The 16,581-nt window shown below is 67.4% G+C and carries 15 protein-coding genes; 2 read left to right on the top strand and 13 right to left on the bottom strand.

Features of this window, described 5'->3' with window-relative positions; genetic code table 11:
• Positions 1–30 precede the first annotated feature (30 nt).
• The 7 genes from ACVWZ8_RS12105 to ACVWZ8_RS12075 form a co-directional block, all read right to left on the bottom strand.
• Entirely contained in the window at positions 31–1,227 is a 1,197-nt protein-coding gene (locus ACVWZ8_RS12105; RefSeq protein WP_456504783.1) for an ABC transporter substrate-binding protein, read from the bottom strand.
• Between the two features lie 238 nt (positions 1,228–1,465).
• Positions 1,466–2,632 (bottom strand): RtcB family protein, encoded by a 1,167-nt coding sequence (locus ACVWZ8_RS12100; RefSeq protein ID WP_426979123.1) that lies wholly within the window; start codon positions 2,630–2,632, stop codon positions 1,466–1,468.
• A 92-nt stretch (positions 2,633–2,724) separates the two neighbouring features.
• Positions 2,725–4,173 carry a sulfate adenylyltransferase subunit 1 gene (locus tag ACVWZ8_RS12095; RefSeq protein ID WP_426979124.1) on the bottom strand — a complete coding sequence of 483 codons (1,449 nt, stop codon included), beginning with the start codon at positions 4,171–4,173 and terminating at the stop codon, positions 2,725–2,727.
• Positions 4,173–5,228, bottom strand: coding sequence for a sulfate adenylyltransferase subunit CysD (gene cysD / locus ACVWZ8_RS12090; RefSeq protein WP_426979125.1), 1,056 nt, complete (start codon positions 5,226–5,228; stop codon positions 4,173–4,175). Before cysD ends, ACVWZ8_RS12095 begins: the two co-directional genes overlap by 1 nt.
• Positions 5,225–5,989, bottom strand: coding sequence for a phosphoadenylyl-sulfate reductase (locus tag ACVWZ8_RS12085; protein ID WP_426979126.1), 765 nt, complete (start codon positions 5,987–5,989; stop codon positions 5,225–5,227). Before ACVWZ8_RS12085 ends, cysD begins: the two co-directional genes overlap by 4 nt.
• On the bottom strand, positions 5,953–7,701 hold the full coding sequence (locus tag ACVWZ8_RS12080; RefSeq protein ID WP_426979128.1) for a nitrite/sulfite reductase: 1,749 nt from the start codon (positions 7,699–7,701) through the stop codon (positions 5,953–5,955). Before ACVWZ8_RS12080 ends, ACVWZ8_RS12085 begins: the two co-directional genes overlap by 37 nt.
• Before the next feature lie 153 nt (positions 7,702–7,854).
• Positions 7,855–8,589 carry a sirohydrochlorin chelatase gene (locus tag ACVWZ8_RS12075; protein WP_426979129.1) on the bottom strand — a complete coding sequence of 245 codons (735 nt, stop codon included), beginning with the start codon at positions 8,587–8,589 and terminating at the stop codon, positions 7,855–7,857.
• A 61-nt stretch (positions 8,590–8,650) separates the two neighbouring features.
• Here ACVWZ8_RS12075 and ACVWZ8_RS12070 point away from each other — a divergent pair, with 61 nt between their 5' ends.
• Entirely contained in the window at positions 8,651–9,316 is a 666-nt protein-coding gene (locus tag ACVWZ8_RS12070) for a trimeric intracellular cation channel family protein (protein WP_426979130.1), read from the top strand.
• Positions 9,317–9,336: 20 nt separating this feature from the next.
• Positions 9,337–9,765: a hypothetical protein gene (locus ACVWZ8_RS12065; RefSeq protein WP_426979131.1), complete on the top strand. Its 429-nt coding sequence runs from the start codon at positions 9,337–9,339 to the stop codon at positions 9,763–9,765.
• A gap of 114 nt (positions 9,766–9,879) precedes the next feature.
• Here ACVWZ8_RS12065 and ACVWZ8_RS12060 read toward each other — a convergent pair whose 3' ends face one another.
• The 6 genes from ACVWZ8_RS12060 to ACVWZ8_RS12035 form a co-directional block, all read right to left on the bottom strand.
• A complete protein-coding gene (locus ACVWZ8_RS12060; protein WP_456504782.1) occupies positions 9,880–10,458 on the bottom strand; it encodes a DUF559 domain-containing protein in 579 nt (192 codons plus the stop codon).
• Between the two features lie 376 nt (positions 10,459–10,834).
• Entirely contained in the window at positions 10,835–11,935 is a 1,101-nt protein-coding gene (locus tag ACVWZ8_RS12055) for a polyprenyl synthetase family protein (RefSeq protein ID WP_426979133.1), read from the bottom strand.
• Positions 11,936–11,944: 9 nt separating this feature from the next.
• Positions 11,945–13,279: a geranylgeranyl reductase family protein gene (locus tag ACVWZ8_RS12050; protein WP_426979134.1), complete on the bottom strand. Its 1,335-nt coding sequence runs from the start codon at positions 13,277–13,279 to the stop codon at positions 11,945–11,947.
• Positions 13,280–13,291: 12 nt separating this feature from the next.
• On the bottom strand, positions 13,292–14,083 hold the full coding sequence (locus ACVWZ8_RS12045) for a demethylmenaquinone methyltransferase (protein ID WP_426979742.1): 792 nt from the start codon (positions 14,081–14,083) through the stop codon (positions 13,292–13,294).
• A gap of 12 nt (positions 14,084–14,095) precedes the next feature.
• Positions 14,096–15,109, bottom strand: a complete 1,014-nt coding sequence (locus ACVWZ8_RS12040) for an L-idonate 5-dehydrogenase (protein WP_426979136.1) — start codon at positions 15,107–15,109, stop codon at positions 14,096–14,098.
• The gene (locus ACVWZ8_RS12035) at positions 15,106–16,467 is read right to left on the bottom strand and encodes an MFS transporter (protein ID WP_426979138.1); all 1,362 of its coding nucleotides are present in this window, start codon (positions 16,465–16,467) and stop codon (positions 15,106–15,108) included. The genes ACVWZ8_RS12040 and ACVWZ8_RS12035 overlap by 4 nt, the downstream gene beginning before the upstream one ends.
• Positions 16,468–16,581: the final 114 nt, after the last annotated feature.

Here is a 16,581-nt window from a genome sequence, read left to right as displayed (position 1 = left end):
CTTTTGTGGCGGGGTTGCGGGGAAAGCGGGCTAATCTTGGCCGAGTCCCTGCGCGGAGATCTTCTTCCCGGTGGCGCCCTCGCCGAGGACGCTGTTCAGTGCCGTGAGGTCAAAGATGCCGTTGAGGTCGGCCTGCTGGGTGGTGCCGGCGTCGACGCCGTCCTGGAGCAGTTTCTTGTATGTTCCGGCGAGCGGGTCGACGGTGAAGACGATGTTCTTGAGCGAACGGTCGATCACGTCCGCCGGCAGGGTGGCCCCGGCGGATTCCTTGAGCGCGGCGTTGAGGACCGAGGCCTTCTCCGGCCCCGGGGCGGCATTGAGCCAGTCCACGGATTCTGTGTGGCCCTTCAGCAGGGCCTTCACGGTGGCCGGGTGTTCCGCGGCGAACTTCTTGTTGACGATCAGGACGGTGGTGATGAATTCGCCTTTGTCCCAGAGGTCCTTCTCGTCGACGAGGACCTTCGCGCCGGCCTGGAGCACCAGGCGGGATGCCCACGGTTCCGGCAGCCACGCGCCGTCGAGCTTGCCGTCCTGGAACAGTTTCAGGGTCTGGGCGTTCTCGGTGGGGTTGATGGCGACGTCGCCGCTGCCGTCTGTGGAGGTCTTGTACCCCTGCTTGCCGAGCCAGGCGCGCAGGGCCACGTCCTGGGTGCCGCCAAGCTGCGGACTCGCGAGCTTCTTGCCCTTGAGATCCGCCGCCGAGGAAATCTCCGGCTTGACCACCAGCTGCGCTCCGCCGGACGCGGCGCCGGCGATGATGTTGATCGATTCGCCCTTGCTCTTGACGTAGGAGTTGATCGCCGGGTTGGGCCCGATGTACGTGGCGTCGATGGCCCCGGCGTTGAGCGCCTCAATCGCGGCCGGGCCGGCGTTGAAGACCTGGGTGCTGAGTTTGGTGCTTCCGAGGTTCTTGGCGATCAGGCCCTGGTTGACTCCGACAAGGGCCGGGGCGTGGGTGATGTTGCCGAAATAGCCGAGTTTGAGTTCGGCGGCCGGATTGGCGTCGGCGACGGCCGCGGCGGGCGCGGCGTCGCTGTTGCGGGCTACCGTCGACGCCACCGCGGCGCCGGCGCCGATCAGGAGGACAAGTCCGGCGGCCAGGCTGATCTCGAGGGTGCGTTTGCGTTTGGGTTTGCCCGACTCTCCGGCGACGATCCGGGTGGTGCCGGTCGCCGGCTTTTCGGGGTCATGGTGGGCGGGGCTGGGGTTTCGGGGTGTGGATGACATGCGGGAAGTCCTGTTCTGGGGAAGGCGGGTTGGCCGGGCGGGTGGTCAGCGCCGGCGACATCGCCCCCCGAAGATCCGCCGGAAGCGGCCGGAGAGGTGTTCAGTGGTTGTCATGGATTCACCATAGGGAGTGTCATCAACGCGGTTCAACGGTCCGGAAACCCGGGGTCACAGGGGTTCACGGAACGTCACATTCGGCCCAAGACAGCGGGGCCCGCCATCCGGGCTCTTGAGCTCATCAATCGCCTTTAACGTTGACGAGCTGCCGCAGCTTGTGTCGTATCTTGACGAGGTCGGCGGAGTCGCGCATCACCTGGTCGATGGGTTTGTACGCCGCCGGGATCTCGTCGATGAATGCCTCGCTGGGGCGGAATTCGATGCCCCGCATGGCGGCCTTCAGTTCGGCCAGCGAAAAAGTGTTCCTCGCGGCGGTCCTCGAGTATTCCCTCCCTGCCCCGTGCGGCGACGAGTTCAGGGACACAGGGTTCCCCAGCCCGACAACGACGTAGGACGCCGTGCCCATGGAGCCGGGGATCAGCCCGGCGTCCCCCGTTTCAGCCCTGATCGCTCCCTTGCGCGAGACCCAGACGGACTTGCCGTAATGCTTCTCCTGCGCGGTGAAGTTGTGGTGGCAGTTGATCCGTTCGGCCTCCCGGACAGGACCGCCTGTCCATGATTCAAACTGCCGGACCACGCGGTCCATCATCTCCTCACGGTTCAGCAGTGCGTAGTGCTGGGCCCAGCGGAGTTCCCTGATGTAGCGCTCGAATTCGGGAGTGCCCTCCTCGAGGTAGGCCAGGGCCGGATGCGGCAGGACGACGTGCCGCATCCGGACCACGCTCCGGGCCTCGGCGATGTGCCGCTGCGCGAGCTTGTTGCCCACGCCGCGGGAGCCTGAATGCAGGAACAGCCACACGGCGTCCGTCTCATCCGCGCACACCTCGATGAAGTGGTTGCCCGAGCCCAGCGATCCCAGCTGCAGCTTCCAGTTCGCGGAGTACTGGGCGGGGTCGAACCCCGCCTTCGCTGCCATTCGCCGCAGCTCGGCCAGCCGCGGTTCGGCGGTGGCGGTGATCCTGCGGTTGCACTTGCCGGCGGACAGCGGAATGGCGTGCTCGATACCCTCTCGCAAGCGTTTCCGGTCCTTGGGCAGATCCTTGAGGGCATACTGCGTGCGGACGGCAATCATGCCGCAGCCGATGTCGACGCCCACGGCGGCCGGGATGACGGCACCAAGGGTGGGGATGACGGATCCCACTGTGGCGCCCAGTCCCAGATGGGCGTCCGGCATCAGCGCCAGATGCGGGTAGATGATGGGCAGCTGCGCGGTGGTCAGCGCCTGCTCGCGGGTCTTGTCATCCAGGATCGACGCCCAGCTGATGAGCCGGTTATTGATGACTTCCACGGCACCCCCGTCCCGGCCCGCCGGGACCGTTTCGCCTGCAGACTACCTACCCGCGGGCGGCACGGACAGTGCCGCCGGCGGGTCAGTAGCGCTCAGATTGAGTAACGCTCGTCCTCGTGGTCGCCGGGGTGGTCGTTGACGAGGCCGGCTGCAAGGGTGTTGCCGTCCAGCGGGTCGATCACGAGGAACGCGCCGGTGCGGCGGTGGTGCAGGTAGTTCTCCAGCGGCAGCGGCGCGGCGAGCCGCAGCTGGGCGTGGCCGATGTCGTTGAGCTCCAGGGTGGAGGTGGGCTCGAGCTGGAAGTTGGCGAGGTCCAGCTTTCCCGTCACGTTCCGGACCAGGGCCTGGACAGTCCGGGTGCCATGCTTGATCAGCACCTTTGCGCCCTCACGGAGCGGTTTCGGCGAAAGCCAGCAGAGCGCGGCGTACAGGTCCGCCGAGGCCTCCCGGATGGTGCCGGCCGCCGCGATGGTGTCACCACGTGCCACATCGAATTCGTCCGCGAGGCGCAGCGCCACGGACTGCGGGGCCACGGCCTCGGTGAGCTCGCGCCCGGCAAAGTCGATGCCGGTCACGGTGGTGGTGCGCGGGGCCTGGCCGGGCGTGAGGACGCTGACCTTGTCCCCCAGCTTCACCGAACCTTCAGTGATCTGGCCGGCGTAGGCGCGGTAGTCCCGGTACTTTTCCTCGTCCAGTCCGGCCGCGACGGCGTCGGGAGCGAGCGCCCCCTGCGGCCGGATGACGAGCTGGACGGGGAAACGGAAACTTTCCAGGTGGCTTTCGAGTTCGTCCGCGGCCGGCAGTGTCTCCAGGACTTCGAGCAGCGCCGGGCCGTCGTACCAGGGTGTGCGGTCCGAGCGGTCCACGACGTTGTCGCCGTCGAGCGCGGACACGGGGACCACGAAAAGATCAGAGATCCCGCCTGCATTTGAATCGTCACGGCCGAGCCCGAGTTCGCGCCCCACCTGCTGCACGTCCGCTTCGATCTGCCGGAACACGTCCTCGCTGAAGCCCACGAGGTCGATCTTGTTCACAGCCACAATCACGTGCGCGACGCGCAGCAGCTGCAGCACGGACAGGTGGCGGCGGGTCTGTTCGAGGACGCCCTTGCGTGCGTCGATGAGCACGACGACGGCATCCGCGGTGGACGCGCCCGTCACCGTGTTCTTGGTGTACTGCACGTGGCCGGGGCAATCCGCGAGGATGAAGCTGCGGCGGTCCGTGGCGAAGTAGCGGTAGGCGACATCGATGGTGATGCCCTGTTCCCGCTCGGCGCGCAGGCCGTCGGTCAGCAGTGCCAGGTCAATCGCTTGCGTGCCGGTGGCCCCGGCACCGCCGAAGCCGCGGTCCGCGGAGGTGCGGGCGACGGCGTCGAGCTGGTCGGCGAGGATCGCCTTGGAGTCATGCAGGAGCCGGCCCACCAGGGTGGACTTGCCGTCGTCGACTGAGCCTGCGGTCGCGAAACGGAACAGCGTTGCGTTCGTCAGCGGGGCCTCGTCAAGAAGGGCAGCCGCGCGGGCCGTATCGATTTCGGTGCTCATTAGAAATAGCCGTCCTTCTTGCGGTCTTCCATGGCGGCCTCGGAGATGCGGTCATCTGCCCGGGTGGCGCCACGTTCGGTGATGGTGGAGGCGGCAACTTCGATCACGACGTCGCGCACGGTGGCGGCGGCCGATTCGACGGCGCCGGTGCAGGACATGTCGCCGACCGTCCGGTAGCGGACGGTCTTGGTGATGACCTGTTCGTCCTCGCGCGGCAGCGAGACTTCGCCGACTGCCCGCCACATGCCGTCGCGGGCGAAGACCTCGCGGTCGTGGGCGTAGTACAGGCCCGGGAGCTCGATGCCTTCGCGCTCGATGTAGCGCCAGATGTCCAGCTCGGTCCAGTTGCTGATCGGGAACGCGCGGACGTGCTGGCCGACGGTGTGGCGGCCGTTGTAGAGGTTCCAGAGCTCGGGCCGCTGGTTGCGCGGGTCCCACTGGCCGAACTCGTCGCGCAGGCTCAGGATCCGTTCCTTGGCCCGGGCCTTGTCCTCGTCCCTGCGCCCGCCGCCGAAGACGGCGTCGAACTTGTTGCGCTGGATCGCGTCCAGCAGCGGGACGGTCTGCAGCGGGTTGCGGGTGCCGTCGGCGCGCTCGGCCAGCTCGCCGCTGTCGATGAACTCCTGCACGCTTCCGACGACGAGCTTCAGGCCCAGCCGTTCCACGGTCCGGTCGCGGAACTCGATGACCTCGGGGAAGTTGTGGCCGGTGTCCACGTGCAGGACCGGGAACGGCACCTTGCCGGGCCAGAACGCCTTGGTGGCCAGGTGCAGCATCACCACGGAATCCTTGCCGCCGGAGAACAGCAGCGCAGGCTTCTCGAACTCGGCAACAACCTCGCGGATGATGTGAATGGCCTCGGACTCGAGGGTGTCCAGGCTGGAGAGGCGGGCCGGGGAGCTCAGGCGGGCCTCCGCCGTCGACCCCGATGCCGCCCAGGGAGTGGCATCGGGCCTGTCGGAGCCGCGCGCATCGTCCGAAGGACGTATGCCGCGCGGCGAAGGGGCGGGGGCGGCATCGGGGTCGACGGCCACGAAAGTCTCAACATTGCTCATACGTGTAGTCCGCATTCTGTCTTGTCGGTTCCTGCCCAGCGTCCGGCGCGGGGATCATCGCCGGGCGCCACCTTCCGGGTGCAGGGCTGGCAGCCAATGGACGGGTAGCCCTGTGAAAGCAGCGGGTTGACGGGGAGGAGGTTGTCGTCGGAGTACTGGACCAGCTGGTCGAAACTCCAGGCCGCGACCGGGTTGACCTTGACCAGTCCGTTGGTTTCGTCCCAGCTGACCAGCGGCGTGTTGGTGCGGGTCGGGGCCTCGTCGCGGCGGACGCCGGTGAACCAGAGTTCGTAACCGGCGAGGGTGCGGCGCAGCGGAGCCACCTTGCGGAGCGCGCAGCACTGGGCGGCGTCGCGGGCGAAGAGGTCCTTGCCCAGGAGCCGGTCCTGCTGTTCCACCGTGTTCTCCGGCAGCACGTCGACGACGTTGACGCGCAGGTTGGCGGCGACTTCGTCGCGCGTCGCGTAGGTTTCCGGGAAGTGGTAACCGGTCTCCAGGAAGAGCACGTCGACGCCGGGAAGCTGGTCCGCGACGAGGGCCGGCAGCACGGCGTCGGCCATGGAGCAGGCGACGGCGACTGCGGGCAGCTCGAAGTTCCGGGCCACCCAGGCGATGACCTCGCGGGCCGGGGCATCCCAGCCGAGCTCGGCGGCGCCCGCCTCGGCGATGGCTTTGAGTTCGTCGTGGGTGCGGAGGGCGGGCGCTGCCGGCGGCTGAGGGGTGCTCACTGAAGATCCCCCTCGTCGGCGGCAAAGGCCCATTCGGCGAAGGTCTGGCCCTCGGCGCGGTCGGCCACGAACTTCCGGACCACACGCTCCACATAGTCGGGGAGGTCCTCAACATAGACCTTCAGACCGCGGACGGTGCGTCCCAGGCCCGCTTCTTCACGGTCGGTGGACGCCAGCCCGCCGCCCAGGTGGACCTGGAAGCCCGGGGTGGGGTCGCCGTCGGGCGTTGGCAGCATCATGCCCTTGAGGCCGATGTCCGCGGTCTGGATCCGGGCGCAGGAGTTGGGGCAGCCGTTGATGTGCAGCGAGAGTGCCTGCGGCAGCTGCTTGCTTTCGGCGAGGTCAGCCAGGCGGCGTTCCAGTTCGGCGACGGCGGTGGCCGCCGTGAGCTTGGTTTCCACGATGGCCAGCTTGCAGAATTCGATGCCGGTGCAGGCGATGGTGCCGCGGCGGAACACGGACGGCTTGGCCGACAGGCCCAGGGCGTCGAGCTCTGCAACGAGCGGTTCCACCTGTTCCTTGGGCACGTCGAGGACCACGAGCTTCTGGTGCGGCGTGGTGCGCAGCCGGTGCGAGCCGCGGGCTTCCAGCGTGGTCGCCAGCTTGACGAGCTGGCTGCCGGAGAGGCGGCCGGCCAGCGGGGTGGCGCCGATGAAGAACTTGCCGTCCTTCTGTTCGTGCACACCGATGTGGTCACCCGGGGAAGAGGGCTTCGGGGCCGCCGGGCCGTCGGCGAGCTGGTACCCGAGGTATTCGTCCTCGAGGACCTGGCGGAACTTCACCGGTCCCCAGTCGGCCAGCAGGAACTTCAGCCGGGCCTTGGTGCGCATCCGCCGGTAGCCGTAGTCGCGGAAGATGCTGGTCACGCCGAGCCAGACGTCGGCGGCCTGGTCCGGCCGGACGAAGGCGCCCAGACGCTTGCCCAGCATAGGGTTCGTGGAGAGAGCGCCGCCCACCCAGAGGTCGTAGCCGATACCGAGTTCCGGGTGGACCAGGCCCACCAGGGCGACGTCGTTGATTTCGTGGACCACGTCCTGGCTGGGGTGGCCCGTGATGGCGGTCTTGAATTTGCGCGGCAGGTTGGCCAACTCCGGGTCGCCGATGAAGCGCTCGGCGAGCTCACGGATCAGCGGCGTGGGGTCGATGATCTCGTCCTTGGCGATACCGGCAACCGGGGAGCCCAGGATGACGCGCGGGACGTCGCCGCAGGCTTCCGTGGTGGACAGGTCCACGGATTCGAGGCGGCGCCAGATTTCCGGCATGTCCTCGACCCGGATCCAGTGCAGCTGGATGTTCTGGCGGTCGGTGAGGTCGGCAGAGTCGCGGGCGAAGTCCACGGAGATCTGGCCGATGACGCGCAACTGCTCGGTGGTGAGGGCGCCGCCGTCGATCCTGACGCGCAGCATGAAGTACTTGTCTTCCAGCTCGTGCGGCTCGAGCGTGGCGGTCTTGCCGCCGTCGATCCCGGGCTTGCGCTGGGTGTAAAGCCCCCACCAGCGGAAGCGGCCATGCAGGTCCGTGCCGTCGATCGAGTCGAAGCCGTGCTTGGAGTAGACGGACTCGATACGCTCGCGCACGTTCAGGCCGTTGTCTTCTTGCTTCCAGGTTTCGTTGGCGTTCAGTGGTGCGGTCCCGTCCACCTTCCACTGCCCGTGCGGCTTCGCGGCAGGGCGGGAGGCGGGTCGTTTGGTGCGGCCTTCGGCAGCCTGGTCCGGGGACGCTCCGGCTAGAGCTGTATCAGTCATGGATCGACTGTAGGGCCGGCCGTAATCCCGTCACAAAGGGTCAGAAACGGGAAGTCACCTAGGGCAACATTTCGTCACGAAGCCCCGGCGAGCCTTGAAGTAGCGTGGCCCGTGTGCATGAATTCCCGCGCACAGGGGCCTCTCTGGCGTTGCTCAGCCCCGCGCTGCGAGGGCTGCGTCGAAGCGCTCCAGGGCGATTTCGGCGAGCACCGGGGACGGCAGCAGAGGTGACGTGACGAGGTCCGCGCCAGCCTTGGCCAGCTGGTCGTGGAAGAAGCCCGGGGCGAGGAGATAGGAGGCGATGACGACGCGGCCGCCCAGATCCACTCCGCCTGCGGACTCCCCTGCACCGGCGCCGCCCGCTGCCTCCTCGCGGAGCATGGCTACGGCGTCGGGGACCGAAGGCTTCGCGGAGGCGCCGTACGCAGCCACGATGCGGTTGGAACGCAGCGTGCGCAACTGCCCGGCAAGCTCCTCGACGTTCTGCGCGGCGGTGGCATCGGAGGAACCGGCGGCGGCGAGGATCACGGCGTCGTCGTCGGTCACGCCGGATTCCCGGAGCCGCTCGTCGATCAGGGCCGCGAGCCGCGGATCGGGCCCCAGCGGGGCAGCCGCGAAGGTCTCCGGCCGGCTCTTCACCGCCCGGGCGATGTCCACCTTGACGTGGTAGCCGACGCTGAGCAGCAGCGGCACGACGACGGCGGTCTCGCCCGCCGGGAGGCCTGCCACCACGGCGGGCAGATCGGGGTCCTGGACGTCGACGTAGGCCTCGCGGACGTCGAGTCCGGGACGCAGCGCGGCGATGCCGTCCCGGAGCGCGTTGACCTCCGCGGCGCCGAGGGCGCTGGAGGTACCGTGGGCGCAGGCGATCAGGATGGGGCTATTCATAGCCGTTAGCGTAACCTTGGAGCCGCCCTATCCGCCCCCTTGCAATCGACCGGGACGCCCCATGACCTTCGCCTTTAGCCTTGTACTGCTCTGGCTGGACCTGGCCGGCGTCTTCTTCTTCGCGGTCTCCGGGTCCCTGCTCGCGGCGCGGAAGCAGTTCGACATCATCGGCTCCCTGCTGCTGGCCTCGGTGGTCAGCCTCGGCGGCGGCGTCATCCGCGACATCATCATCAACGCCGGCCCGCCCGCGGCCTTCACGAACCCCGCATACCTCGCCCCGCCGCTCCTGGCCACGGTGCTGGTCTACTTTCTGTTCTCCAGCGTCCAGCGCTTCACCTCGCTGCTGATCCTCTTCGACGCCGGCGGCCTGGCCCTGTTCTGCATCACCGGCACCCTCAAGGCCCTGGCCGCCGGGATGCACCCGGTTGCGGCGGTCCTGCTCGGGGTCACGACGGCGGTGGGCGGCGGCCTCCTGCGGGACATCACCGCCAACGAGGTCCCCCAGTTGTTCGACCCCAAGGACCTCTACGCCCTGCCGGCTTTCGCCGGGGCGTCCCTGACGGTGCTGCTGTCCCTCACGGGGACCTTCAACGCAGTGACGGCCAGTGCCGTGGCCGCCCTCGTTTTCACCTTCCGCGTGGCGGCCTGGCGGCGCCACTGGTACGTTCCGCTGGCCGTCCGAGGCTGGCACCGCCTCGGCCCGGACGCGGCGAAGAGCGGCAGCTAAGGATTAGCTAGGATGAGAGCATGACTGACATGTTCCTCGAGAAATTCCGCGCGCTTGTCCCGAAGTATCTCGAAGACGAATGGCAGGAAGAAGACGGCCTGGCGGCGGAGGAGTTGGATGGGGCCCTCGCAGAGCACCAGTTCCAGGTGCCGATGGTCCTGAGGGAGTTTTACCTGGCCCTCGGCGGCTGCGAGGACCTGATGGAGGCGTACCACTACTTCTGGGATCCCGAAGAGCTCGAGGTCGATGACGAAGGCTTCCTGATGTTCCTCGAGGACGAGGAAGAGCAGTTCACCTGGGGCTTCCGCATCGGTGACCTCAGCGTCCCGGATCCGATTGTGTACCGCCGCAACAACGCCCGCGGCCAGTGGAAAAGCGAAGAAGGAACCTTTTCCGAATTCGTCTTCGACATGTTCGAGTGGGCCTTCAACGACGAAGACGAGGACTGAGCCTCCCCTGGTGGCGGCACTCACGCCGTCCGGGAGCACATTGACACGGACACGCCGTCGCCGGACCTGGATGCCCGGATTCAGGGCTTCAAAGTAGCCCCCGGCGGCGGCCGCCTACTGGATTTCACGGGCCGCTCCCCCACGGCGCTGTTCGAGCACCGCGAGCACCTCGGCGACCATCCGCCCGGGGTGATGGACGACGTCGTCGTAGCCGTATCTGAGCACAAGGTGTCCCCCGACGATGGTAGCGTTGTTCCGCTTCCGGTCCTTCTTCACCTGCAGCGGCTCCAAATGTGTGCCGCCGTCGGTCTCCACCACGAGGCAGTCCTCAATCAGGAATTCCACTTCCCCCACACCCGGAATCTGCACATGTCGGCGGACATGCAGACCGGCCCGGACGAAAGCAACGTTGGCCAAGACTTCCAGCAACGAATCAGCCCGCGGAATGACCAGGTCCAGGACTGATCTGGCCCGGGCATTCCGGTTGCCACGAGGCTTTCCGAGCAGAAAATTGACGCTGATGTCCCCCGGCCGACGGCTGTCCTGCGGCAGGCCGTAGTGGCCCCGGCGGATTCTCACCAGAGTTCCGGCCGACAGTGCCGTGCTGATTCCGCTGCGGCCGAATCCAGCCCGCAGAAGCTCGGCTGCGGTGGCTGACCCGCCGCGCGAGGCCAGGAAGGTGGGAGGCTGCATTCCCCCAATCTGCCCTGTTCGCGGCGCCCGCAGACGTGCCCGGCGCTGGCATGTGGACAAGGTCCAAACCCGTCGAGGGGCACTTCGACACGAACACGCCGCCGTTCGGACGGTTGGGGTGTCCTGGCGAGCCTCGAAGTGGCCCCGGACAGCATCAAAACGCTGTGACAGATTGATTTACAGCGCCCCTAGACACTGTGACATTTCTGTCATAGGCTCATTCATGGGTTCGCCAATGACCTCCGGCGAACCTGATGCGAACGGAGAAATGGCCCCGGTTCGGCACAACGACTCCGACGTTGTGAGGAACCGGGGCCATTCCGTTCCTGCGGGTTTGGACCAGGCGGATCTGGACCGGCCGGGTCTGGACCGGCGGTTAGCTGCTGCGGTCCACTACGGCCCGCGCGAAGCTCGTCAGTGAGGACTTCACCACACCCTCGGGGAGCGGATCCAGTGCGGCGATGGCCTCGTCGGCCCAGGCGCGCGCCACCACCCAGGATTCCGCGGTGACCGGGTGCTCGCGGAGGCCCGCGACGGCCGCGGCCAGCGCCTCATCCGAGCTGAGGTCGCCGTCGATCAGTCTCAGCAGTTCGACGGCGGACTGGTCGCCGTCCCCGGCGGCCTTGCGCAGCAGCAGCACCGGCAGGGTCGGCACGCCTTCGCGCAGATCGGTGCCCGGGGACTTGCCGGACTTGACCTTGATGCCGGTGACATCAATGACGTCGTCGGCGAGCTGGAAGGCCACTCCGACTTTTTCGCCGTATTCCACCAGCAGCGGCTCGTAGGCCTCATCGGCGCCGGCGAAGATCGCGCCGAGCTGGCCGGAGGCGGCCACAAGCGAGCCGGTCTTGTCCGCAATGACGGACAGGTAGTGCGCCACCGGGTCCTCGTCGGGGCGCGGGCCCACCGTCTCGTGCAGCTGGCCCAGGCAGAGCCGCTCAAAGGTGCGGGCCTGGATGCCGAGCGCGCGGGAACCGAGCTCGGAGACCAGGATGGACGCCCGGGCGAAGATCAGGTCGCCGGTGAGGACCGCGACGGAGTTACCCCAGACCTCGTGGGCCGTGGGGGCGCCGCGGCGGAAGGGTGCTGAGTCCATCACGTCGTCGTGGTAGAGGGTCGCCAGGTGGGTGAGTTCGACTACGACGGCGGCCTGCACGACGGCGGGACGCGAGGCATCGCCCAGATGGGCGCAGAGCAGTGTCAGCAGCGGCCGGATGCGCTTGCCGCCGGCCTCCACGAGGTGACGCGACGTTGCGTCGGCCAGCGGATCCGAGTTGGCGATGGCTTCCCGGAGTTTCTTTTCCACACGCGCCAGGTTCGTGGTGATCGCGGGACCCAGTTCCGGGTCCCCCGCAATCGCCGCGAAGCCGGCCGGCAGCTGGAGGCCGGTGGCGATGGCGGTGGTGTTGAGATCGGGTTCAGCGCTAGGCAGGCCGTGCCCGGCGTGCGTCCAGCTTTGGTCTGCAGAGTTGGTCACGGGTTAACCCTAACTTTTTGTTGCGGAAACCGCTGATGGGTAGCTGGAAGGGGGCAAGGAGGTGTTGGACGTGGCGGGCACCAGCGCCTCCAAGAGCCGGATCACCCTGTCCTCGAATCCCATCGCACTGGCATCCGTGACGTTGGCCATCAGCCGGACCGCAAAGCGCATCAGCGCGGGGAGCGGCATGCCGGTCCGCAGCGCGAGCTTCATCACGGAAGGCCTGCCTATCGCCGAGCTAAAGGCGCGGCCTAGGGTGAAGTGGCTGCCCCACTGCCCGCGCACGTAGTCCGCATACCCCCTGAAGTGAAGGTCGGCGTCGTCGTTCGTCCACCGGGCGTAGGTCCGCTGCAAGGTGCCCGCATCGATGATGAACTCGGCCGCAAACCGGGCGGATTCCATGGCGTAGGAGATGCCTTCGCCGTTGAACGGGGACACCATCCCGCCGGCGTCGCCCAGCAGGAGGACGCCCGGGGAGTAGTGCGGGGTGCGGTTGAAGCCCATCGGCAGAGCGGCCCCCCGGATCTCCCCCACCTGGTTTTCGGGAGTGAAGCCCCACTCGGGCGGCATGCCCGCGGTCCAGTCCCGGAGGACCTGCCTGTAGTCGAGCTTGCCGAATTCCTTGGAGGAGTTCAGGACGCCCAGGCCCACGTTGGAGGTGCCGTCGCCGACGCCGAACACCCAGCCGTAGCCCGGAAGCAGCGCGCCGTCGTGGCCGGGGAGCTCCATCCAGCCTTCCAGCCAGTCGTCGTCGTGCCGCGGGCTGGTGAAGTAGGTGCGCACGGCGACGCCCAGCGGCCGGTCGTCGCGCTTCTGGAGACCCAGCGACACCGCCGTTCGGGAAGAGTTGCCGTCAGCGGCCAAGACGACGTCGGCATGGAAGTCGCGTGTCTCTCCCGTCTTGCGTCCGGACTCGTCAACCAGGGCGGCGCGCACTCCGACGACGCGGCCATCGTCCGAGCGCAGCGCTTCGGTGACGCTATGCCGTTCCAGCAGGACGGCGCCTTCCGACTGGGCATGGCGGGCGAGTTCCTCGTCGAAGCCCAGGCGCGTGCGGACCAGGCCGTACTGCGGAAAGTCCGCCAGCTCGGGCCAAGGAATTTCAATGGTGCGGCCGCGGGCAATCAGCCGGAGGCCCTTGTTGTGCCGGTATCCGTCTTCCTCGGAATGCGGGAGGCCCAGTTTCTGGATCTCGCGGACGGCGCGCGGGGTGAGGCCGTCGCCGCAGACCTTCTCGCGGGGGAAGCCGGTTTTCTCCAGCACCGTGACGTCAATGCCGGCCTTGGCGAGGTGGTAGGCGGCGGTGGACCCGGCGGGCCCCGCGCCGACGATCAGTACATTCACAGCGGCAGCAAGCTAACGCGCGGGCCGGGTGATGTTGCGGCGCAGCTTCGCCACGGGGCCAGTGTGGGCCGCGAGTGCGGTCGCGCCCGCGGCGGGGCCAGTTGCCGGGCCCGCCGGCTTCTGCGCGCGGTGCACCGCCACGATGCCGCCGTTGAGGTTCCGGTACGTGACGTTGTTCCAGCCGGCTTCCTGCAGCCAGGCGGCCAGGTGGTCCTGGTCCGGCCAGGCGCGGATGGACTCGGCGAGGTAGACGTAGGCGTCCGGGTTGGAGGAGACCTTGACGGCGATGGCGGGCAGGGCACGCATGAGGTACTCGGTGTACATGGTGCGCCACAGCGGCACGACCGGCTGGGAAAATTCGGCGATGACCAGCCTGCCGCCGGGCTTGGTGACCCGCAGCATCTCGGCCAGGGCCTTCTTCGGTTCGTTGACGTTGCGCAGCCCGAAGGAGATGGTGCTCGCGTCAAAGGTGTTGTCGGCGAAGGGCAGGCGGGTGGCGTCACCGGCGATGAAGTCGATGTCCGGGCGGCGGCGCTTGCCGACCTTGAGCATGCCGAGGGAGAAATCGCAGGCGATCACGTCGATGCCGGCGTCGGCATACGGCTCGCTGGAGGTTCCGGTCCCGGCGGCGAGGTCGAGCACGCGCTGGCCGGCCTTCACGTCCATGGCCTCGACCACCACTCGGCGCCAGCGGCGCGTCTGCCCCATGGACAGGACGTCGTTGACGACGTCGTATTTAGGGGCGACGTCGTCAAACATCGTCGCTACTTCGTCCGGACGCTTATCCAAGGATGCTCGGTTCACCATGACATTGTCTCAGACAAATTTGAGAAGCACTTTCGATGAGCCGGTACTGCGGTCCGCCGCCACAGCAAACGCCTCCGCAACATCACCCGCATCGAAGGTGTGGGTCAGCAGCGGTTCCACATCCAGGCCATCGGCCAGGTACTCCAGCGCCGTTGTCATCTCCCCGGCGAAGCGGAACGTGCCGCGGTAATCGATCTCACGGAACACCAATGCCGCAAGCTCAGCAGTGATGGGTCCCGCGGCCAGGTTCCCCACCTGGACCACCGTCCCGCCACGGCGCACGGCGGCAAGCACGCCGCCCAGAGCCCGAGATGCCCCCGACGCTTCAAACGCTACGTCCACCTCGGGCAGCGGTGCGGATCCAACGAGCACCACCTCGTCTGCTCCCATCTGCTTCGCGATCTGAAGAGAGGTTTCGGAGAGATCGCTGGCATAAATAAAGCGGGCTCCGGCACGGCGCGCGGCGGCCACCAGCAGCGCGCCGATTGGCCCGGCACCGTTGACCAGAACGGTCTTGCCGTCCAGCCCGCCTGCGCGGCTCACCGCATGGATCGCGACGGCGAGCGGTTCGGCCACCGCTGCCTGCCGGGTGGTTACCCCGGCAGGCAAAAGCCGCAGTTGACCGCCCGGGACGGCCTTGCGGGAGGCAAAAGCCCCGTCTGTGTGCGGACGGTGAGCTGCGCTGCCGTAGTAGGTGACCTGCGGGCACAGGTTGGTCCGCCCCGCCAGGCACTCGGTGCAGTCGGTGCAATGCACTGCCGGGTGGACAGTCACGGCGTCGCCCACCGCGAAGCCCTCCACGCCCTCGCCGAGCACGGAGACCCTGCCCGCAACCTCGTGGCCCAGGACCATGGGGTCGGCCAGGATGCTGAGCCCGGAGGCGCCGTGGCTGACGTAGTGCAGGTCCGAGCCGCAGATTCCGCCGTATTCGACGTCGACGATCACCGAGCCGGCCGGGCAGGCCGGGTCCGGACGGTCCTCGAGGCGCAGGTCTCCGGCGGAATGGACAACTACGGCTTTCAAACTGCGTCCTCCACGAGGGTCAGGTCGCGTCCCTTGGTTTCGGGTGCGAAGAAGGTGGCCACGAAGGCGATGGCGGAGTAGAGGACCATCATTCCGGCAACCGGCCACCAGGAGTTGGTGAACAGTGCCAGCAGGCCTGCGGCGATGATGGGGGCCAGGCCGCCGGAGAGCACGCCGCCGATTTCCTTGGCCATGGCCAGCTGGGTGTAGCGGTTGCGGGAGCCAAAGAGCTCGTTGACGTAGGCCGACTGCACCGAGAACATGCCCAGCACGGAGACGGACAGGCCGATGATCAGGGCGAGCGAGACCAGGAACGGGTCGCGGGACTGCATCATCAGGAGGGCCGGGATGGCGAAGAGCATCTGGAAGCCGGAGAGGGCACGGTACATGATCCGGCGGCCGAACTTGTCGGACAGCCAGCCCGCGAGCGGGACCGTGGCGAAGCCGAGGATCGAGCCGATGAGCAGCGCGAAGGTACCCACGCCCTTGTCCATTTTCAGGCCGGTGACGATGTAGCCGATGAGGAAGGTCTGGATCATGGCCGAGTTGCCGGATTCGCCGATCCGCAGGGCCATCGCCAGGAAGAACGATTTGCCCTTGCGGGCCACGGAAGCCTTGACCGCGGGCTGACCGGATGCTGCGGAGGCGAGATTGGCTTCAGCGGCTTCCTCGGCCATCTGCTGACGCGTCTCTTCGAAGACCGGGCTTTCCTTGAGGTTCCGGCGCATCCACAGTGCATACAGGGTGATGCCGATGCTGGCGATGAACGGCAGGCGCCAGCCCCAGCTCATGAGGGCTTCCTCGGGCAGGAGGGTCAGCAGGACCCACAGGCCGGAGGCCAGCAGGGTGCCGGAGTTGGTGCCCAGGCAGACGAAGGAGGCGATCAGGCCGCGCTTCTTGGGCGGGGCGTACTCGGCCAGCATGACCGAGGCGCCGGAGAGTTCGGCGCCGGCGCCGAAGCCCTGCGCCAGGCGGAGGACCACCAGCAGGATCGGCGCCGCGATCCCGATCTGGGCGTAACCGGGGAGGAACCCGATGAGCATGGTGGACACGCCCATCATCATGATGGTGATGACCAGGACCTTCTTGCGGCCCACGCGGTCACCCATGCGTCCGAAGAACCAGGCACCCACGGGGCGGGCCAGGAAGCCGACGCCGTAGGTGATGAAGGCGACCAGCAGGCCGACTACGGGGTCGAAGTTGGGGAAGAAGATTTTGGGGAAGATGATGGCTGCGGCCAGCGAATAGAGCTGGAAGTCCATGTATTCCATGGCTGTGCCGAGCCAGCCGGATACTGCTGTTCTGATCAAGTCTTTGGATGAGCGCTGCGTTGCGCCGATCTGGATTGTTGCCGTCATGAACCCCTCTGTTCCTTAGGCCCGTCATTGGGCGTGTCCAGCGCATCCATCATCGGACACGCCGGGGCAATTAACTGCCATTCAAGCACTGCCATACAAGTTAGTCAACAGTTT

It is taken from the genome of Arthrobacter sp. UYCu723 (assembly GCF_054059215.1).
The sequence above is the reverse complement of the archived record's forward strand: the minus strand, read 5'-3'. Positions and strand labels throughout refer to the sequence as shown.